The 19,516-nt window shown below is 68.2% G+C and carries 20 protein-coding genes; 12 read left to right on the top strand and 8 right to left on the bottom strand.

Going from position 1 to position 19,516, the window contains the following annotated elements; all coding sequences use genetic code 11:
- Positions 1 to 88: 88 nt before the first annotated feature.
- Positions 89 to 565, bottom strand: a complete 477-nt coding sequence (locus tag NG1_RS10225) for a M23 family metallopeptidase (protein ID WP_062969816.1) — start codon at positions 563 to 565, stop codon at positions 89 to 91.
- A gap of 82 nt (positions 566 to 647) precedes the next feature.
- Positions 648 to 929: a hypothetical protein gene (locus NG1_RS10220; RefSeq protein WP_062969815.1), complete on the bottom strand. Its 282-nt coding sequence runs from the start codon at positions 927 to 929 to the stop codon at positions 648 to 650.
- Between the two features lie 378 nt (positions 930 to 1,307).
- Between NG1_RS10220 and rpsB the strand changes: the two genes are divergently transcribed.
- The 5 genes from rpsB to NG1_RS10195 all read left to right on the top strand — a co-directional run bounded on the left by rpsB (position 1,308) and on the right by NG1_RS10195 (position 5,674).
- Complete coding sequence (gene rpsB, locus NG1_RS10215; protein ID WP_062969814.1) at positions 1,308 to 2,120, top strand: 30S ribosomal protein S2; 813 nt, start codon at positions 1,308 to 1,310, stop codon at positions 2,118 to 2,120.
- Between the two features lie 99 nt (positions 2,121 to 2,219).
- Positions 2,220 to 3,044, top strand: a complete 825-nt coding sequence (gene tsf, locus NG1_RS10210; RefSeq protein WP_040868273.1) for a translation elongation factor Ts — start codon at positions 2,220 to 2,222, stop codon at positions 3,042 to 3,044.
- A 195-nt stretch (positions 3,045 to 3,239) separates the two neighbouring features.
- Positions 3,240 to 3,968: a UMP kinase gene (gene pyrH / locus NG1_RS10205; protein ID WP_040868271.1), complete on the top strand. Its 729-nt coding sequence runs from the start codon at positions 3,240 to 3,242 to the stop codon at positions 3,966 to 3,968.
- Between the two features lie 50 nt (positions 3,969 to 4,018).
- Entirely contained in the window at positions 4,019 to 4,576 is a 558-nt protein-coding gene (gene frr, locus NG1_RS10200; protein WP_040868343.1) for a ribosome recycling factor, read from the top strand.
- A 108-nt stretch (positions 4,577 to 4,684) separates the two neighbouring features.
- Positions 4,685 to 5,674: a phosphatidate cytidylyltransferase gene (locus NG1_RS10195; protein WP_210750145.1), complete on the top strand. Its 990-nt coding sequence runs from the start codon at positions 4,685 to 4,687 to the stop codon at positions 5,672 to 5,674.
- A gap of 9 nt (positions 5,675 to 5,683) precedes the next feature.
- On the opposite strand, the gene NG1_RS10190 is transcribed toward NG1_RS10195, so the two are convergent.
- Positions 5,684 to 6,028, bottom strand: coding sequence for a LapA family protein (locus NG1_RS10190; protein ID WP_083863826.1), 345 nt, complete (start codon positions 6,026 to 6,028; stop codon positions 5,684 to 5,686).
- Positions 6,029 to 6,150: 122 nt separating this feature from the next.
- Here NG1_RS10190 and rlmN point away from each other — a divergent pair, with 122 nt between their 5' ends.
- On the top strand, positions 6,151 to 7,260 hold the full coding sequence (gene rlmN, locus NG1_RS10185; protein WP_062969813.1) for a dual-specificity RNA methyltransferase RlmN: 1,110 nt from the start codon (positions 6,151 to 6,153) through the stop codon (positions 7,258 to 7,260).
- 127 nt (positions 7,261 to 7,387) lie between these two features.
- Here the strand turns inward: rlmN and NG1_RS10180 are convergent, their stop codons facing one another.
- Positions 7,388 to 7,801 (bottom strand): DUF5997 family protein, encoded by a 414-nt coding sequence (locus NG1_RS10180; RefSeq protein ID WP_062969812.1) that lies wholly within the window; start codon positions 7,799 to 7,801, stop codon positions 7,388 to 7,390.
- 162 nt (positions 7,802 to 7,963) lie between these two features.
- Between NG1_RS10180 and NG1_RS10175 the strand changes: the two genes are divergently transcribed.
- Positions 7,964 to 8,881 carry a LysR family transcriptional regulator gene (locus NG1_RS10175; protein WP_062969811.1) on the top strand — a complete coding sequence of 306 codons (918 nt, stop codon included), beginning with the start codon at positions 7,964 to 7,966 and terminating at the stop codon, positions 8,879 to 8,881.
- 58 nt (positions 8,882 to 8,939) lie between these two features.
- Here the strand turns inward: NG1_RS10175 and NG1_RS10170 are convergent, their stop codons facing one another.
- On the bottom strand, positions 8,940 to 9,254 hold the full coding sequence (locus NG1_RS10170; protein ID WP_040868263.1) for a hypothetical protein: 315 nt from the start codon (positions 9,252 to 9,254) through the stop codon (positions 8,940 to 8,942).
- A 140-nt stretch (positions 9,255 to 9,394) separates the two neighbouring features.
- Positions 9,395 to 9,661, bottom strand: coding sequence for a DUF2631 domain-containing protein (locus tag NG1_RS10165; protein ID WP_040868261.1), 267 nt, complete (start codon positions 9,659 to 9,661; stop codon positions 9,395 to 9,397).
- Between the two features lie 145 nt (positions 9,662 to 9,806).
- On the opposite strand from NG1_RS10165, the gene dxr reads away from it, so the two are divergent.
- The 5 genes from dxr to NG1_RS10140 all read left to right on the top strand — a co-directional run bounded on the left by dxr (position 9,807) and on the right by NG1_RS10140 (position 16,481).
- On the top strand, positions 9,807 to 10,946 hold the full coding sequence (gene dxr / locus NG1_RS10160) for a 1-deoxy-D-xylulose-5-phosphate reductoisomerase (RefSeq protein ID WP_062969810.1): 1,140 nt from the start codon (positions 9,807 to 9,809) through the stop codon (positions 10,944 to 10,946).
- Positions 10,947 to 11,180: 234 nt separating this feature from the next.
- Positions 11,181 to 12,380: a M50 family metallopeptidase gene (locus NG1_RS10155; protein WP_062969809.1), complete on the top strand. Its 1,200-nt coding sequence runs from the start codon at positions 11,181 to 11,183 to the stop codon at positions 12,378 to 12,380.
- 151 nt (positions 12,381 to 12,531) lie between these two features.
- Positions 12,532 to 13,689, top strand: coding sequence for a flavodoxin-dependent (E)-4-hydroxy-3-methylbut-2-enyl-diphosphate synthase (ispG, locus tag NG1_RS10150; RefSeq protein WP_062969808.1), 1,158 nt, complete (start codon positions 12,532 to 12,534; stop codon positions 13,687 to 13,689).
- 66 nt (positions 13,690 to 13,755) lie between these two features.
- Positions 13,756 to 14,619, top strand: coding sequence for a GNAT family N-acetyltransferase (locus NG1_RS10145; protein ID WP_084498823.1), 864 nt, complete (start codon positions 13,756 to 13,758; stop codon positions 14,617 to 14,619).
- A 74-nt stretch (positions 14,620 to 14,693) separates the two neighbouring features.
- Positions 14,694 to 16,481 (top strand): penicillin-binding transpeptidase domain-containing protein, encoded by a 1,788-nt coding sequence (locus NG1_RS10140; RefSeq protein WP_062969807.1) that lies wholly within the window; start codon positions 14,694 to 14,696, stop codon positions 16,479 to 16,481.
- 184 nt (positions 16,482 to 16,665) lie between these two features.
- Here the strand turns inward: NG1_RS10140 and NG1_RS10135 are convergent, their stop codons facing one another.
- Together NG1_RS10135 and NG1_RS10130 are read right to left on the bottom strand one after the other, a co-directional pair.
- The gene (locus NG1_RS10135; protein WP_062969806.1) at positions 16,666 to 17,673 is read right to left on the bottom strand and encodes a hypothetical protein; all 1,008 of its coding nucleotides are present in this window, start codon (positions 17,671 to 17,673) and stop codon (positions 16,666 to 16,668) included.
- Positions 17,674 to 17,793: 120 nt separating this feature from the next.
- Positions 17,794 to 19,516: beta strand repeat-containing protein (locus tag NG1_RS10130; protein ID WP_174554909.1), on the bottom strand; the 1,723-nt coding region annotated here is incomplete at its 5' end.

Below are 19,516 nucleotides of genomic sequence, written 5' to 3'. Positions count from 1 at the left end.
CCGCAACGGGAGTGGGGACGCGATCAGATGCGTGACGACGGGCCCGGTCGCTGGTGCTGGGTCGAGGGCGGCCCAGTTCGATTCGGGCTCAGGAACGCACCGGTTTCAGCCGCAGGGGAGTGAGGTGGAGTAACCCGAGGGGGTCCAGATACTCGCGCGTGCGGCGCCGACCGCCCTCGGCGCGCGCTCCCCAGTGCAGACATGCCGTCACACACCCGGGGTGCCCGGACTCGAGTGTCCCGATCCGGGTGCCGCGGCCGACCCGCCTGCCCACGGGAACCTCGGCGCGGACGGGCTCGTAAGTCGTGCGCAGGCCGCCGGGGTGCTCGATGGACACGACCGGCTTGTCTGCCACGGCTCCGGCGAACACGACGATCCCTTCTCCCGCGGCGAGCACTGCCTGACCCTCGATGCCTGCCAGATCGACCCCGCGATGCCCCGGTAGCCAGTTCTGCGCGGGTTTGTCGAAGTGCCGTTCGACCGCGGGGCGCGGTTGCAGGGGCCAGCCGAACCGTCCTTCGGGGCCGGCTGTCGCGGTCGGCGCCGTCGCGACGATCGCGGTCATACCGAGAGCCAAGGCCGAAGAGATACGCCGACGAGGCCACATGGCATTCGAATTGGTCATCGGGCCGGGTCCTCCGGTCCGATCACGCTCCGCAGAGCGGTGCGGGCGGCGCGCACAGGTCGCCGCCGGAGGCGGAAGCCGTCTCGAGATGCTCTTGCCCACCCGCGCCGAGCCCGGATTGCCGGAACGGCAGCGGCGCCCGCCGCAGCAGATCGGAGAGAGACGGCAGGCAAACGGACCCCGTGCACGCCCCGCGCACGGGGTCCGCGGCAGGAGTCTCGGCTCCGACCGGCGGAGCGGCGACGACGCCGAGGACGAAGAACAGGGGGACGAGGAAGGTGGTCGCGGTGGAGAACGGTTTCATGGCTCCAGCCTTCCGCGAATGCGGCGGCTCCCAGGGCTGGATCCGTGGAATGTGGATAACGCGCTCGCTTGTGGAAAGCTGACGTTCCGGCTGGTCAAGGCTTCGGATCGAACCGATTTAGGTCTGGGTGCCACGAGGCCGTAAACTGATCGGGCGGTCTGTGCCTGCATGGACCGACTTCGCGCGCCACCCGTGCTTGTTCATAGCGGCGCTGTTCGGATCGAACTCGACATATGTGAGTTCGCGGCAGCGTGTTCGGAACAGGGAATCGCCGGCTGGTCCCACCCTCGCGGTCGGGTCCGACGATTCGGCGGCGCCAGGGCAGTGGATCGCCGATTCACTGCGTCAACCGGCAAATGAAAGAGAGATACGGGAGCTATGGCTGTCGTAACCATGAAGCAGCTGCTCGACAGCGGCGCACACTTCGGACACCAGACCCGGCGCTGGAACCCGAAGATGAAGCGGTTCATCTTCACCGACCGCAACGGCATCTACATCATCGACCTGCAGCAGACGCTGACCTACATCGACAAGGCCTACGAGTTCGTCAAGGAGACCGTCGCCCACGGTGGCACCGTCCTCTTCGTCGGCACCAAGAAGCAGGCCCAGGAGTCGATCGCGGCCGAGGCGACTCGCGTCGGGATGCCCTACGTCAACCAGCGCTGGCTGGGCGGCATGCTCACCAACTTCTCCACCGTGCACAAGCGCCTGCAGCGCCTCAAGGAGCTCGAGGCCATGGAGCAGACCGGTGGCTTCGAGGGTCGCACCAAGAAGGAAATCCTCATGCTGACGCGTGAGATGAACAAGCTGGAGCGCACCCTCGGCGGTATCCGCGACATGCAGAAGGTGCCGTCGGCCATCTGGGTCGTCGACACCAACAAGGAGCACATCGCCGTCGGCGAGGCGCGCAAGCTGAACATCCCGGTCATCGCGATCCTGGACACCAACTGCGACCCCGACCTGGTCGACTACCCGATCCCGGGTAACGACGACGCGATCCGCTCCGCCGCCCTGCTGACCAAGGTCGTCGCCTCCGCGGTGGCCGAGGGTGTGCAGGCTCGCGCGGGCGCGTCCTCGGGCGACGAGAAGCCGGAGGCGGGTGCGGGCGAGCCGCTGGCCGAATGGGAGCAGGAGCTGCTCGCGCAGGCCGCCCCCGGCGCCGAGGCCGCCGAGACCTCGGCCGAGGCCTGAGTCTCGTCGTAACGCACAGTTTCGGCGGCGATCACGAGCGAGTGCCATCGTGATCGCCGCTGCCAACACTCATACTTCTCCAAAGGAGGCTCGCCGAGAATGGCGAACTACACCGCTGCCGATGTGAAGCGGCTCCGGGAGCTGACCGGCTCCGGCATGATGGACTGCAAGAACGCGCTGGCCGAGACCGACGGTGATTTCGACAAGGCCGTCGAGCTGCTGCGCATCAAGGGCGCGAAGGACGTCGGCAAGCGTGCCGAGCGGACCACCGCCGAAGGCCTGGTCGCCGCCAAGGACGGCGTCATGGTCGAGATCAACTCCGAGACCGACTTCGTCGCGAAGAACGCGGAATTCCAGCAGCTGGCCGAGCAGGTCGTCGCCGCGGCGGCGGCCGCCAAGCCCGGCGACCTGGAGACGCTGAAGGCGCTGGACCTGGGCGGCAAGACCGTCGACGAGGCGGTGCAGGCGCTGGCCGCGAAGATCGGCGAGAAGCTCGAGCTGCGCCGTGTCATCTCGCTGGACGGCCCGGTCGCCACCTACCTGCACAAGCGTGCCTCCGACCTGCCGCCCGCCGTCGGCGTGCTGGTCGAGTACACCGGCGAAGGTGACGCCGCGGCCGAGGCCGCCCGCTCCGCCGCCATGCAGGTCGCCGCGCTCAAGGCCAAGTACGTGACCCGCGACGAGGTTCCTGCCGACATCGTGGAGAACGAGCGCCGCATCGCCGAGCAGACCGCTCGCGAGGAGGGCAAGCCCGAGGCCGCGCTGCCGAAGATCACCGAGGGCCGGGTCAACGGCTTCTTCAAGGACGTCGTGCTGCTGGAGCAGCCGTCGGTCACCGATTCGAAGAAGACCGTCAAGGCGTTGCTGGACGAGGCCGGTGTCACCGTCACCCGCTTCGCCCGCTTCGAGGTCGGCGCGAACTGAGTCTCGCCGCACCCCCAGCGTGCAGGCCCCCCGCCGACCGAACGAACGCCGGTTGACGGGGGGCCTTCTGCTGCCGCTCCAACCGAATAGGGCAGGATGGATGCCGCTCTGCCTTGCTCTACGTCACAGGCGCCTGCCGCGCGCAACGAATCGCCGCAAGAACGACAATCCCTCGCCGAAGGAGACTGGAGACCCATGACGGACCCGGGGACCGATCGCCCAGGATATCGCCGGGTACTGCTGAAACTCGGCGGAGAGATGTTCGGCGGCGGGAAGGTCGGGCTCGACCCGGACGTCGTGCAGACGGTGGCCGAGCAGATCGCCGAGGTGGTCGCCACCGGCATGCAGGTGGCCGTCGTGATCGGCGGCGGGAACTTCTTCCGCGGCGCCGAACTCGAGGAACGCGGCATGGAACGCGCGCGTTCCGACTACATGGGCATGCTCGGAACGGTGATGAACAGCCTTGCCCTGCAAGACTTCCTGCAGCAGCAGGGCGTGGACACCCGGGTGCAGACCGCGATCACCATGGGCCAGGTCGCCGAGCCCTACCTCCCGCTGCGCGCCAAGCGTCACCTGGAGAAGGGCCGCGTGGTCATCTTCGGCGCGGGGATGGGCATGCCGTACTTCTCCACCGACACCACCGCCGCGCAGCGCGCGCTGGAGATCGGCGCGGACGTGGTGTTGATGGCCAAGGCGGTCGACGGGGTGTTCACCGCCGACCCGCGCGTCGACGAGACCGCGACCATGTACTCCGAGATCACTCACAAAGAGGTCATCGAGCGCGACCTCAAGGTTGCCGACGCGACCGCCTTCAGCTTGTGCATGGACAACCAGATGCCGATTCTGGTGTTCAATTTGTTGACCAAGGGCAATATCGCCCGCGCGGTCGCCGGTGAGAAGATCGGCACACTGGTTCGGTCCTGATACCCGCGGACCGCGGATCATGACATGACGACGCTGTGGAGGAAACGGTCGTGATTGAAGAAGCGCTCTTCGATGCCGAGGAGAAGATGGAAAAGGCCGTCTCGGTAGCGAAGGACGATCTCGGAACCATTCGTACCGGGCGGGCCAATCCGGGCATGTTCTCCCGGGTCGTGGTCGACTATTACGGATCGCCGACCCCGATCACCCAGATGTCCAGCATCACGGTGCCGGAGCCGCGCATGGTCGTGATCAAGCCTTACGAGGCAGGCCAGCTCGGCGCGATCGAGACGGCGATCCGCAACTCGGATCTCGGGGTCAACCCCACCAACAACGGCGACATCATCCGGATCTCGGTGCCGCAGCTGACCGAGGAGCGCCGCCGTGAACTCGCCAAGCAGGCGAGGGGCAAGGGCGAGGACGCCAAGGTCGCCATCCGCAATGTCCGTCGCAAGGCGATGGACGAACTGTCTCGTATCCAGAAGGATGGCGAGGCGGGCGAGGACGAGGTCGGGCGCGCCGAGAAGGAGCTCGACAAGACCACCGCCAAGTACGTCGGCCAGGTCGACGAATTGGTCAAGCACAAGGAAGCCGAACTGCTCGAGGTCTGACGCGGATCGGTCGGCAGGCGGGACGGGGCCGGAGGAGGCCGGATCACCGCGAGTGCCGGCGGAACAGCGCCAAGGCCCGCCCGGGCGGGGGACGAACGGAACGACGAGTTGAGCGACGGGACAATCGTGGCCGAGAACGCCGCCGCGACCGGTGCGGCAGAGGAGCCGCCGGTGAACGGGACAGCCGATGCGAGGCGACAGCACCCGCACGACGCTGGTGCGTCCGGTCATGAACCGTTACGCGTCCCCGCGGCATCCGAACCCGCTCCCGCGTCGAAAGGTTCGCGCGCGGGCCGGAATCTGCCCGCCGCGCTGACCGTCGGCTTCGGTCTGGGGCTTTCGCTGATCGCGATCCTGCTGTTCGTGCCGAAAGTGTTCATCGGCGTCGCGGCGGCCGGGGTCGGCGTGGCCACCTGGGAGGTCGCCAAGCGGCTGCGCGAGGCCGACGTGCTCGTCCCGCGGGTTCCGCTGATCGCGGGTGGCCAGGCGGTGTTCTGGCTGGGCTGGCCGTACGGGGCCAGCGGCGTCGCGGGCGCGTTCGCCGCCACCACGCTGATCTGCATGGTGTGGCGGCTGTTCGATCACGGCTTGCGGACCGCGCCGCGAAACTTCTTGCGCGACACGGCCATCACGGTGTTCACGCTGGCCTGGATCCCCTTGCTGGCCTCGTTCGCCACGCTGCTGCTGCTCGAGCCGGACGGCAATCTGCGGGTGCTGACCTTCATGATCCTGGTGGTCTGCTCCGATGTCGGCGGTTATGTGGCGGGCGTGCTGTTCGGCAAGCATCCGATGGTGCCCTCGATCAGCCCGAAGAAGTCGTGGGAGGGTTTCGCCGGTTCGCTGGTGTTCAGCGTGATCGGCGGTCTGCTCACGGTGACGCTGCTGCTGGAGGCCAACTCGATGATCGGCGTCGTGCTCGGCGTCGGCCTGGTGCTGGTGGCCACCTGCGGCGATCTGATCGAGTCGCAGATCAAGCGCGAACTCGGCATCAAGGACATGGGCACCTTGCTGCCGGGTCACGGGGGCATCATGGACCGCCTCGACTCCATGCTTCCTTCGGCGTTCGTCTCCTGGTTGGTGCTGTCGACGCTGCTGTGATCGGGCGCGTCAGCCCTTCTTGGCCGCCTTGCGCAACTGCAGGATGCGAACGCCGCCCACCGAGGCCATGACGAGTGCCCCGCCGATCACCGACAGCAGCACGGTGACGCCGAGCGGCAGCGAGAAGTCCCAGAAGAAGAAGTGCACCTGGATCTGCTCCAGGTTCTGCAGGATGAAGATCAGCAACAGGACCAGGATCAAGACGCCGGTGACCAACCCGCTCCAGGCGTAACCGGTGCGCGAGGACAGTGATTTCTTGACAGGGGCGACAGGCGGGGCGCCCGGCGGCGTCGTGCGTTGGCGCTGCGACAGGTCCGGGTCCGGCTCCGTCGGGTATTCGGGGTGCGTGGACATATCTCGATCATGGCCGACAGCTATCGTGGCCGCAGGTATTTCCCGGCGACCAACCGGGTATGTCGGGCCCGACTGTGGTCGAGTGCCCGGGTAGTTCCGGCGGATGGGAGAATGGAGCAACTATGACCGTCTCCCTGCCCCTGGTTTTCGACGCTCCGCGCCGTGGCATGCCGCCTCGGCATCTCGCCGACCTCGATGCCGAGGGCAGGCGCGCGGCTGTCGAGGAACTGGGCCTGCCGAAATTCCGCGCCGATCAGATCGCGCGCCAGTACTACGCGCGATTGCAAGCCGATCCGGCGCGGATGACCGATCTGCCCGCCGCGGTGCGGGAGAAGATCGGCGATGCGCTGTTCCCGCCGTTGTTGAGCGTGGTCAAGCACGTGGCGTGCGACGCGGGGGAGACCCGCAAGACATTGTGGCGCGCGGGCGACGGGACGCTGCTGGAAAGCGTCCTGATGCGCTACCCGGACCGCGCGACCTTGTGCATCTCCAGCCAGGCCGGTTGCGGCATGGCGTGCCCGTTCTGCGCCACCGGTCAGGGCGGGCTCAACCGCAACCTCTCCACCGCCGAGATCGTCGACCAGGTGCGTGCCGCGGCCGCGGCGCTGCGGGACGGCGAAGTGGCGGGTGGGCCCGGCAGGCTGTCCAACATCGTCTTCATGGGCATGGGCGAGCCGCTGGCCAATTACAAGCGGGTGGTCGCGGCGGTGCGCCGGATCACCTCGCCCGCGCCGGACGGCCTTGGCATCTCCCAGCGCAACGTCGTGGTCTCGACCGTCGGGCTCGCTCCGGCCATCCGCAAGCTGGCCGACGAGGGATTGTCGGTCACGCTCGCGGTCTCCCTGCACACGCCCGACGACGAACTGCGCGACACCCTCGTCCCGGTCAACAATCGCTGGCCGATCGCCGAGGTGCTCGACGCGACCCGCTATTACGCGGACAAGACCGGCCGCCGCGTCTCGGTCGAGTACGCGCTCATCCGCGACATCAACGACCACCCGTGGCGCGCGGACATGCTGGGCGAGAAGCTGCACAAGGCGCTCGGTTCCCGCGTGCACGTCAACGTCATCCCGCTCAACCCCACGCCCGGCTCGAAGTGGGACGCCAGCCCCAAGCCGGTCGAGCAGGAGTTCGTCCGTCGCGTCAACGCCCAGGGCGTGCCCTGCACGGTCCGCGACACCCGCGGCCAGGAAATCGCCGCCGCCTGCGGTCAGCTGGCAGCGGAGAACTGAGACGCCAGAGGCTCGCCGGCCGATGTGACCGCTCGAGCGGACGCGCCGGCCGAAGCCGCGCACACGCTTGCGCTGCCGGTAACGGGGTTCGGAGCGTCCTTCTCGACGGCTGGTCTCGGATGCCGCGCTAGCCGCGGTTCTTCGCCGGGCGGTTGGTGGCGGCGCGGCGTTCGGCCTCTTTCGCCTTGATACGGGCATCCTCCGCGCGGACCGCGGCATAGTTCTCACGCTCGCGCACGAGCCATTCCGGCGGGTCGGCGAGCAGCGCGTCGATCTCGTCGGCGGTGAGGTGGTCGGAGACCTCGGCGCGGGTCAAGCCGGTGTTGGAGACGCCGAGCTTGCGGGCCACCACGTCGCGGGGAAACGGGCCGGTGCGGCGCAGTTCGGTGAGCCACTCGGGGGGATCGTTGCGCAGCGCGTCCAGCTGAGCGCGAGAGATCGGCGCGTTGCGGAACTCCTCGGGCGCGGCCGGAAGGTAGATGCCGAGTTTGTTCGCCGCCGTCAACGGCTTCATAGTCTGCGGTTTCTTGTCCGGGCTCACCGGAACAGCCTAACGGGCGCCGCCGGACGGATTCGTCCGCAGCCCCGCCTCGCCTACGCGGAGGCGGGGAGGCCGCCGGACGGGCGCCAGCGCGTATGCGGGGCAGCCGGCTATCCGGCGGCGCGAGTGGCCCCCATCGCCTGGTGGCTTACGCTTCCACGAATGAGCCGGTTGGAGTCGATCGATGTCGTGCGCCTGCGCTGGTTCGTCGCGGTCGCGCAGGAGTTGCACTTCGCGCGCGCGGCGAAATCGCTGCACATCTCGCGTCAGAAGCTGAGCCATACCGTCATCGACTTGGAGAACGAACTCGGCACGAAGCTTTTCGTGCCCGGCGCGCAACCGACCCGGCTCACCGACGACGGACGGGAGCTACTGGAGCAGGCGCGCGAGATCATCGGCCGGACCGAGTCCGCGGCGCGACGGCCGGAGGATCCGGCCGCCCTGCGGGTGGGTTTCGTGCCGGGCGTCACGGTGTCCAAATGGACCCGGATCTGGGCCGAGCGCTTCCCCGACACCCCGCTCGAGGTGATCGCGCTGGCGCAGGCGGAACAGGAGACGGCCCTGCGGGAGGCGCGCGTCGATATGTGCTTCGTCCGGCTGCCGATCGATCGCGAAGGCATGAGCGCGATCCCGCTCTACCGGGAGGTTCCCGTCGTCGTGGTGCAGAAGGAACACCCGCTCTCGGTGTTCGACGAGGTACGCGTGAACGACCTTGCCGACGAGCATGTGCAGGACACCTCGGACCTCGACGCGGTCGGCGGCGCGCTGGAACTCGTCGCCGCGGCCGGGGGCGCGGCCATCGTGCCGCACTCGCTGGCTCGCCTGCACCATCGCCGCGACCTCGTCTATCGCACGATGCTCGACGTCCCGGATACCGAGATCGCGCTGGCCTGGCCCGCCGATCGCACCACCGATCCGGTCGAGGATTTCATCGGCGTCGTGCGCGGCCGCTCCGCGCGAAGCTCACGAGCCGCCGCCCGCCCCGAGCAGAACGAGCCACGGCAGAAGCCCCCGGCCAAGAAGACGGGCGCTCGTCCGGGTCCTGCCGCGAAGAAACCCGCGCGGCGCCGCGGGCGCTAGCCGATTGGTGCTCAGGGGGTGGCGGCGCGAACCCCGGAGGGTCCGCGCCGCGCGGCGATCAGCCCTTACAAACCCGGTTCAGTTCGTCGGTCGCGGCGTCCATGTTCGCGACCTTGTCATCGGTGAGGGCGTGGGCGTAGCCGGCGATGGCGGCCTTCTCCGCGCCTTCGGCCTCGATGGCCGAGAGCTTGGTGGCCAGCGACTGCTGCACGGTCGGGTCCAGATTCCCGCCCGACTCGTCGATGGCGGCGTTGATCGCGTCGATGGCCGCGCCGCACGCCGGTGACTGGGCGTGCGCGGGCGCGGCGGGCAGCAACAGCAGCGAACCGAACGCGCTCGCGGCGAGCAGGGCGGCCGAACAGGTCTTGATCATTGCGTCCTAAGGGTTGTGTGGACAGAGAACAGAGGTCCGCGACCCGGCTGGGACGCGGACCTCGGACGCACACGGTACCGGCTGTCAGCGCGCGGTACAGGACGAATGAAGTTGTGCGAGAGGACTTTCCGGATGGAGAACTAGCGCGGCTTGCGCTGCAGCAGCGAGTCGCGGATCAGGATGCCCGCGATCAGGGCGGCGAAGCCGACCAGGAAGATGTCCTCGATCTTGCCGCTGTGGTTGCCGACCAGCATGGCCAGCAGGATCAGCGCGACGATCCAGCCCGCGATCCGGAAGGTGCGACGCGACTCGCCGCTCCAACCCCAGGCGGCGGAGGGAACTTCGGCGGGATCCACGCGAGTGACGACGCGCTCGGTGTCGGCGTGTTCGAGTTCCGTGGCGGCCACGATCGCTCCTTAGCTGTTCCTTGTACCGTGATTCCGGTACGCACTCGATGAGCTGCTGCCGCATATCGTGACATACGACGGCGCGTCGTTGTAAGTCGGCCCGCGCCCCGTCGGACGCGTTCCGGCGGTAGGACACAATGAAGTCGTGTCCGACATCGTGAGAGTCCTGCTCCTGGGCAGCACCGGATCCATTGGCACCCAAGCGCTCGAGGTGATCGCCGCCAATCCCGACCGCTTCGAGGTGGTCGGACTCGCCGCGCGCGGCGGCAACACCGAGCTGCTCGCCGCCCAGATGGCCGCGACGGGCACGCGCAATGTCGCCGTCGCCGATCCGGCCGCGGCCCAGCGGCTGGACCTGCCGCTGGGCGGCCCGGGTGCGGTGACCGAGCTGGTGCGCCGCACGGAGGCGGACATCGTGCTCAACGCCCTGGTCGGTTCGCTCGGACTGGAACCAACGCTGGCCACCCTCCAGTCGGGCACCCGCCTCGCCCTGGCCAATAAGGAATCCCTGGTGGCGGGCGGTTCCCTGGTCACACGCGCCGCCGCCCCCGGGCAGATCGTCCCGGTGGACTCGGAACATTCCGCGCTGGCGCAGTGCCTGCGCGGCGGCCGCGCCGACGAGGTCGACCGGCTGGTGCTGACCGCGTCCGGCGGCCCGTTCCGCGGCTGGACCGCCGACATGCTCGAGTCGGTGGGGCCCGCCGAGGCCAAGGCCCATCCCACCTGGTCGATGGGCTTGATGAACACACTGAACTCGGCCTCGCTGGTGAACAAGGGGCTCGAGCTGATCGAGACCCACCTGCTGTTCGGGATTCCCTACGACCGCATCGACGTCACCGTGCACCCCCAGTCGATCGTGCACTCGATGGTCACCTTCACCGACGGCTCCACGATCGCCCAGGCCAGCCCGCCGGACATGAAGCTGCCCATCGCGCTGGCGCTCGGCTGGCCGGACCGGGTGCCGGGCGCGGCCGCCTCCTGCGATTTCGGCACCGCCTCCACCTGGACGTTCGAACCGGTCGACAACAGTGTCTTCCCCGCGGTCGAGCTGGCCCGTGCGGCCGGGCAGGCGGGAGGGAGCGTCACCGCGGTCTACAACGCCGCCAACGAGGTCGCGGTGCAGGCTTTCCTGGACGGAGCCATCCGCTTCCCGCAGATCGTCGGCACGGTGGCCGCCGCGGTGGAGGCCGCCGAGCAGTGGCGCGCCGAGCCGGATTCGCTCGACGAGGTACTCGCCGCGGACACCTGGGCGCGGGAGTTCGCCGCCGCCCGGGTACGCGGCTGACACCGTCGCGCGCCGGATCGGACGCGCGAAGCGACGGCGTCCTGGCACACTGAACACACAGGACACGACTTTGTCCGGTTAGGCGTACCTCCGCCTTCGCTCCGGCCATTCGCGGGCTGAAGACGGACTACGTCCGACAGCACCCATTAGGGTGGTCAGAGTGCTCGCGGCCAGGAGCGGACGCGTGCGTGCGGGATATTCGAGCTGCGCAAACGCAGGAGGGCTGTAGAGCAAATGGTGTTCGCGTTGGGGTTCGTGCTGTTCGCGCTGGGCATCACCGTGTCGATCGCGCTGCACGAATGTGGGCACATGTGGACCGCCCAGGCGACCGGCATGAAGGTGCGGCGGTATTTCATCGGATTCGGACCGAAGATCTTCTCGTTCCGCCGCGGTGAGACCGAATACGGCCTCAAGGCGCTTCCGCTCGGCGGTTTCTGCGACATCGCGGGTATGACGGCGCTCGACGAACTGCGCCCGGAAGAACTCGACCGCGCCATGTACCGCCAGGCCACCTGGAAGCGGCTGGTCGTGATGTCCGGCGGCATCGCGATGAACTTCGTCCTCGGCTTCATCCTGATCGTGGTGCTCGCCATCGGCTGGGGACTGCCGAACCTGAAGGAACCCCCGGCCACCGCGCTGGGCGAGATGAGCTGCGTGCCGCAGGGCAAGCCGGACGGCTCCAGCGAACCGTGCACCGGCACCGGCCCCGCGCAGCGCGCCGGATTGCAGCGCGGAGACATCGTCAAAGAGGTGAACGGCGTCAAGGTGGACACCTGGCGTCAGTTCCAGGCCGAGACGCAGAAGCAGACCGGCCCGTTCACCTACCTCGTCGAGCGGGACGGCCGCGCCCTCAGCATTCCCGTCACCCCGGAGCGGGTCATCCGCTACCCCGAGGGCGGTGGCGCGGGCCGCGAGGTCGGAGCCATCGGCGTGGCGCCGGAACGCTACGAACCCGTGCAATACGACGTGCTGGGCGCCGTTCCCGCCGCGGCCACGTTCACCGGGGACATGTTCGTGCGCACGGTGGACTCGCTGACCGAGATGCCTGCGAAGGTGTCCTCGCTGTGGGACGCGGTCACCGGCGGTGAGCGGGATCCGGAAACCCCGGTCAGCGTGTACGGCGCCAGCAAGATCGGTGGTGAGACCGCGGAACGCGGCCTGTGGAACATGTTCATTCTGGTGCTGGCCAGCCTGAACTTCTTCCTCGGCATCTTCAACCTGCTGCCGTTGCTGCCGCTGGACGGCGGCCACATCGCGGTGGTGATCTACGAGAAGATCCGCAACACCATCCGCGGCTGGAAGGGACTCGCGCCCGGTGCGCCGGTGAACTACCTGAAGTTGCTGCCCGCCACGTACGTGGTCGTGGTGATCGGCGGCGCTTACATGCTGCTCACCCTGGCCGCCGACATCGTCAACCCGATCAAGCTGTTCTGACCGGGGCCGCCGGGCGTGCGGTGCGGCTCGCGACGTAGTCCGGCGCGGTCAACCGGGGAAGCCTTGTCGTTGCTGTCACAGGGTGGGCGTCGTGCGCCAAGGCTAGACTCGGCACCATCCGGCCGGACACGACGAAAGTAGGCAGCCGAAGGTGACCAGCACAATCGGATTGGGGATGCCGACCGCGCCCGCTGCGGTGCTCGCTCCCCGGCGTAAGACCCGCCAGCTGATGGTGGGCAACGTCGGGGTGGGCAGTGATCACCCGATCTCGGTGCAGTCCATGACCACGACCAAGACGCACGATGTGAACGCCACCCTGCAGCAGATCGCGGAGCTCACCGCGTCGGGGTGCGACATCGTGCGGGTGGCCTGCCCGCGTCAGGAGGACGCGGATGCGCTGGCCACGATCGCGGCGAAATCCCAGATCCCGGTGATCGCCGACATCCACTTCCAGCCGCGCTACATCTTCGCGGCGATCGACGCCGGATGCGCGGCGGTGCGCGTCAACCCCGGCAACATCAAGGAGTTCGACGGCAGGGTCGCGGAGGTCGCCAAGGCCGCGGGCGCCGCGGGCATCCCGATCCGCATCGGCGTCAACGCCGGTTCCCTGGACAAGCGGATGATGGAGAAGTACGGCAAGGCCACCCCGGAGGCGCTGGTGGAGTCGGCGCTGTGGGAGGCGAGCCTGTTCGAGGAGCACGGGTTCGGCGACATCAAGATCTCGGTCAAGCACAACGACCCGGTGATCATGGTGGAGGCCTACCGTCAGTTGGCCGCGCAGTGCGATTACCCGCTGCACCTCGGCGTCACCGAGGCGGGCCCGGCGTTCCAGGGCACGATCAAGTCGGCGGTCGCGTTCGGCGCGCTGTTGTCGGAGGGCATCGGCGACACGATCCGCGTGTCGCTGTCCGCGCCGCCCGCCGAGGAGGTCAAGGTCGGCGGGCAGATCCTGCAATCGCTGAACCTGCGCCCGCGCAAGCTGGAGATCGTGTCCTGCCCGTCCTGCGGGCGCGCCCAGGTCGACGTGTACACGCTGGCCAACGAGGTGACCGCGGGCCTGGAGGGCATGACGGTGCCGCTGCGGGTGGCCGTCATGGGCTGCGTGGTGAACGGACCCGGCGAGGCTCGCGAGGCCGATCTGGGTGTGGCCTCCGGCAACGGCAAGGGCCAGATCTTCGTCAAGGGCGAGGTCATCAAGACCGTCCCGGAGGCGAAGATCGTCGAGACGCTCATCGAAGAGGCGCTGCGCATCGCCGAGGAGATGGGCGAGGACGCGGTCGCCGGCGAACCGGTCGTCACCGTCAGCTGAGCGCCACTCACCAGGGCTTTCGGCATAGCCATACCGCATCGCGCCGGTTCGTGGCAGGCTGTCATCGTGCGGAGTCTGCTGGAGCCGGCGCGACGGGCCAAATACGCCCCTGCGCGGCAGCTCGCTAATCGAGATCTTGCTCAGGTGCTGCGTGTGCTGGATGCCGATCCGGTGGCCTCGTGCATGGTCGCCGCCCGGTTGCAGGAGTTCGGCCTGGACAACCGGTGCGGGCAGGGTGAGCTCTGGAGCAGAGGCGGTCCCGCCGAGTCGCTGTGTTTCTCGGGGGCGAACCTGGTGCCGTTGCTGGGCGATCGTGACGCGTTGCGCGCGTTCGCCGATCGGGCGATCCGCTGGCCCCGGATCTGTTCTTCGGTGGTGGGGCGCAGAGAACTGGCGTTGCCGCTGTGGGAGATGCTGTCCGGACACTGGGGCCCGGAGCGGGAGCTACGCGGGGAACAGCCGCTGCTGGCGCTGGCCCAGCCGCCGCTGTCCACGCCCGACCAGGAGGTCCGCCGGGTGCGCCGCGACGAGCTCGATCGCTACCTCTCGGCCGCGATCGCGATGTTCATCGAGGAGGTCGGCGTCGATCCGCGCGCGGGCGACGGCGGCCGCGGCTATCGCCGCCGCATCCAGAGCCTGATCGAATCCGGCCGTGCCTGGGCCCGTTTCGAGGACGGGGAAGTGGTCTTCAAAGCCGAGGTCGGATCACTGTCCCGGCGCACGGGCCAGATCCAGGGAGTCTGGGTGCATCCGGATCATCGGGGGAAGGGCCGTGGCACAGCGGGCACCTCGGCGGTCGCCAACGCGGTGGTCGCTTCCGGCCGCACCGCGAGCCTGTACGTGAACGATTACAACGCGATCGCCCGCCGCGCCTACAGCAGGGTCGGGTTTCGCCAGATCGCGACCTTCGCCACCGTCCTGGTCGACTGAACACGCCTGCGGGCACGGCGAATTCCGGAGTGCCGCAGGCATTTGCCCGTCAGTGACTATTACGATCGGTGCCGATGTCGACTCGGACGCTCCTCTCGCTCGCCGTCGCGGCCTTCACGGTGGCCGCCGCCGGTTGTGCGAGCGAGCCGCAGGGGCCTGTTCCCGCCGCCGACGCCTTCGTCCAAGCGTTCGCCGAGCATCGGGTGACCGCTGCCGCGCAGCTCACCAACCTGCCGGAGAAGGCGAGCGACGCGTTGCGTTCCGCGTGGGATCAACTGCAGGCCGAACAGCTCATCGCGCGCACCGGGGCGGCGCGCGTGACCGGTGACACCGCGACCGTCGACTACACCTACGAGTGGCGGTTGCCCAAGAACCGGATGTGGAAGTACTCGGGCCAGCTGCAGATGGGCCGCAGCAACGGGCGCTGGATGGTCCGCTGGACCTCCTCCGACATCCACCCCAAACTCGGCGACACCCAGACCATGGTGTTACGGACCAACCCGCCACCGCGGGCGCGGGTCAACGAGCAGGCCGGCAGCGACGTCATGGTGCCCGGCAAGGTTTCCCGGGTCACGTTCGTCGCGGCCGACGCCGCCGACCCCGCATCCGTGGCCACCACGCTGGCCGCCGCGCTGCACCGCTTCGACAAGTCGCTCACACCGCAGTCGATCCTCGACGAGGCGAAGGCGGCCAAGGGCGCTTACACGGTCGCGCTGCTCAACGAGACCGAATCCGGCCAGGTGACCACCGATCTCATCGGGCTGCCCGGTGTCACGCTGACTCAGCAGTGGGATCTGGTCGCCACCGATCGGGAATTCGCGCCCGATCTGCTCACCCAGGTGCGCAAGACGGTGATCGCGGAGGTGGACGGCAAGGCGGGGTGGAGCGTGGTCACCATGAACTCCAACGGCGCCGACACCGATGTGCTGATGGAAGTGCCCTCCCAGCCCGCGCCGTCGTTCTCGCTCAGCATCGACCGCAATGTGCAGAACGCCGCCCAGCTCGCCGTGCGGCCGCGTACCGAGCAGACCATGATGGTGGTGCTGCGCCCGTCCACCGGTGCGATTCTCGCGGTTGCGCAGAACAGGGCCGCCGACCGGGACGGTCCCCTCGCGACGATCGGCCAGTACCCGCCCGGTTCGGTGTTCAAGACGGTGACCGCGGCCGCGGCCATGTCGAACGGCCTCGCGACGCCGGATACGGTGCTGCCGTGTCCGAGCCGCATCGTCATCGGCGAGCGGACCATCCCCAACTACAACCTGTTCACCGTCGGCGATGTGCCGATGTCGACGGCCTACGAGAGGTCCTGCAACACCTCGTTCGCCGAACTCGCCAGCGAGCTGCCCGGCCCCGCGTTGCACGAGGCCGCGGCGAAGCTCGGTGTCGGACCCGTCTATTCGGTGGTGGGGCTGCCGACGGCCTCCGGCTCGGTGCCGCCCTCCGACGACCTGATCCAGCGCACCGAGGACGGCATCGGTCAGGGCAGGGTGGTGGTCAGCCCGTTCGGCATGGCGCTCATGGCGGCGACCATCGCGCACGGCTCGGCGCCCGTGCCGTACCTGATCGCGGGGCGCCCCACACAGATCGACGGTGATCGCCCGGTGCTGGCTCCCGACGTCATCGAAGGATTGCGCGCGATGATGCGCAAGGTGGTCGTCGGCGGCACGGCGGAGCGGATCGCCGATCAAGGCGCGGTCTACGGCAAGACCGGCGAGGCCGAAGTGGACGGCGGGTCGCACTCCTGGTTCGTCGGTTACCGTGGCGACATCGCCTTCGCCACGCTGCTGGTCAAAGGCGGTAGTTCCGACAATGCCGTCGCCGTGACACGGGACATGCTGGCGGCGTTGCCCGCCGGTTACTGACTGGTTTTCGCGCCCAGACGGGAAGGACCCAGATCAGGACTTCCCGGTGCCGCGGCACAGGAGAGCGTACCGCCCGAATCGATATCGGCCGATGGTTCAACGGTGTCCTCCTGCCTCGTGCTCGGACCGCGCGACCCGGACAGCCGTTGTCGGGACTGTCCGGGCCGACGGGTGTGCGTGCCTTTCATTTCCTCTCGGGCGCAGCGATCAGCAAATGCTCCAAACTGGTCGTCCGGTCCGAATATTCGTCCACGCCGATGACCGCGACGAATTCGCGATCCCCGACACGGTGCTGGAGGGAAAGCCACGAGTTGGCGAGATACCAGCCCGCTGCGGCGGTGCCGCGTGGCCGCAGACCGCCGCAATAGATCCAATAACGATCGGGATGCTGATCCGCGCTCGGTCGTACTCGCGCGACGATGCCGATATTCCGGTCGTCGTTCGAGTCGTACCGGCTGCCGTCGGTCAACTCCAGACGCACCGCCGCGGAGCCGTCCTCGGTGCCGCTGTCATGGATGGTGAACAGCGGGTTGTCGACGAGGTGCGGATACAACCGGGTGCAGTTGTTACCGCTCAGCCCGAAGCTGATGTACGGACGGTCGTAATGGGTGACCATGTAGCGGTCGCTGCGGACCTCGGCCCGAATACTGGTGTGGCGCGCAAGCAAGGAGAACATGTACATCAGCCCCCGGAAATCGTTCTCCGCCACCACGGAGGGGATATCGACGGGACGATCCGGGAAACCGCCCTCCTGCTTCCCGAATACACGCCGCCGGGAGATCCCCGCCGCCCGCAGTGCGTCCACGGACGACCTGGTCAGCTCGAACGACGGGTACACCAGAGTGGTTCCCCTGGTGCTCGTCTCCATCCCGAGAAAAGCCTCGAGCCGGACATCGGTGCCGGAATAACCCGGCCCGAGCGATCCCATGCCGTCCGGTGTCGAGTTGGCCATCTGGAACAATCCTTCAACCGTCCAGCCGGGAAACATCCGCTCGAGCACCCGGCAGTGATAGTCGCGCGGAAGGCCGATCATGCGACCGGACAACCACTGGTAGTACTGCGCTTTCGCCGGCCCATGCCCTGGGGGAATGGGCGGGTCCAGCTGCGCCGCGCAGCGGTCGTACGCGACGAGAAAATCTGGATGACTTTTGAGATGCCGCTCCGCTAGCAGCATCTTCAGTACGGTCGCCAACGGAAACCCCCTTACCCCTGCAGCCTCGGTCGACGGTGACGGAGACTCTGTGTATTGGCTCAACCGCAACGAAACTGGGCCGCCGGCAAAAGCGCGCCGACGGCCCAGCCGCATCAGCCGTCAGATGAAGATGAATGGGAGACCATTACTGGTTCCTCCGGAGCTGGTCGCGGTGATTTGCACTGTTCCCGTTCCGGCGGGAGTGACTGCTGTGATCTGCGTTGCGGAATCGACGGTGAACGAAGTTGCCGGTGTGCCTCCGAAGTCGACGGAGGTGGTGCCTGTCAGGTTCGTCCCGGTGAGGACGACTGTCGTTCCCCCGGCCGCCGGTCCTACATTCGGAAGCACGACCGCGAGGGCCGGAACCGCGAGGTAGGTGTAGGCGAGGCCGTTGCTGGTTCCGCCGGAGGTGGTGGCGGTGACTTGCACCGTACCGGTCCCGGCGGGCGCTACGGCGGTGATCTGGGTTGGCGAGTTGATCGTGAACGAGGTCGCCGGCGTGCCGCCGAAATCGACCGCCGTGGTGCCTGTCAGATCCGTCCCCGTGATGACGACAACGGTTCCGCCCGCTTCCAGGCCGACGCTCGGAAGCAAGGTGGTCAGGCTGGGCGCCGCGACGTAGGTGTAGGCGACGCCGTTGCTGATCCCGCCGGGGGTGGTGGCGGTGACCTGCACGATTCCGGTCCCCGCGGGCGATACCGCGGTGACCTGGGTGGCGGAGTCGACGGTGAACGAGGTCGCCGGTGTGGCACCGAAGTTCACCGCTGTCGTTCCGGTCAGGCCGGTTCCGGTGAGAACGACCGTCGTGCCACCCGAGGCCGGTCCTACGCTCGGCAGCGCGGTGACGAGGGTGGGAAGCGCGACGTAGGTGTAGGCCACGCCGTTACTGGTTCCGCCCGCCGTGGTCGCGGTGACCACCACGGTCCCGGTCCCCGCCGGTGCGACGGCCGTGATCTGGGTAGCCGAGTTGACGGTGAACGAAGTCGCCGGTGTACCACCGAAATCGACCGCCGTGACTCCCGTCAATCCCGTGCCGGTGAGGACGACGGTTGTGCCGCCCGATGCCGAGCCCAGATTCGGCACCGCCGTGGTCAGGGTGGGAACCGCGACGTAGGTGTAGAGCACGCCGTTGGTGGTCCCGCCCGGAGTGGTGGCGGTGATCTGCACGATGCCGGTCCCTGCCGGTGCGACGGCCGTGATCTGGGTAGCCGAGTTGACGGTGAACGAGGTCGCCGGTGTGGCGCCGAAGTTGACCGCCGTGGTGCCGCTCAGATTTGTTCCGGTGAGGACGACGGTCGTGCCGCCGGAGACCGAACCCAGATTCGGAACTGCCGTGACGAAGGTGGGAAGCGCGACGTAGGTGTAGGCCACGCCGTTGCTGGTTCCGCCCGCCGTGGTCGCGGTGACCACCACGGTCCCGGTTCCCGCCGGTGCGACGGCGGTGATCTGCGTGTCGGAATCGACGATGAACGAGGTCGCCGGTGTGGCACCGAAGTTCACCGCGGTAGCGGTGGACAGACCCGTCCCGGTGAGGACGACGATCGTCCCTCCCGACACCGGGCCCACATTCGGCACCAGCGTGGTCAGCGCGGGTACCGGAATGTAGGTGTAGGCGAGACCGTTGCTGATTCCGCCGGCCGTGGTCGCCGTGACTTGCACGGTCCCGGTTCCCGCTGGTGCGACGGCGGTGATCTGGGTTGCGGAGTTGACGGTGAACGAGGTCGCCGGTGTGGCGCCGAAGTTCACCGCGGTTGTTCCGGTCAGTCCCGTGCCGGTCAGGACGACGGTCGTTCCCCCCAATTCCGTGCCCACATTCGGCAATTCCGTGACGAGCGTGGGCACC

Origin of the sequence: Nocardia gamkensis NBRC 108242, from assembly GCF_001612985.1 — a bacterium.
Lineage (GTDB): Bacteria > Actinomycetota > Actinomycetes > Mycobacteriales > Mycobacteriaceae > Nocardia > Nocardia gamkensis.
This window is presented reverse-complemented; position numbering and strand designations above follow the sequence as displayed.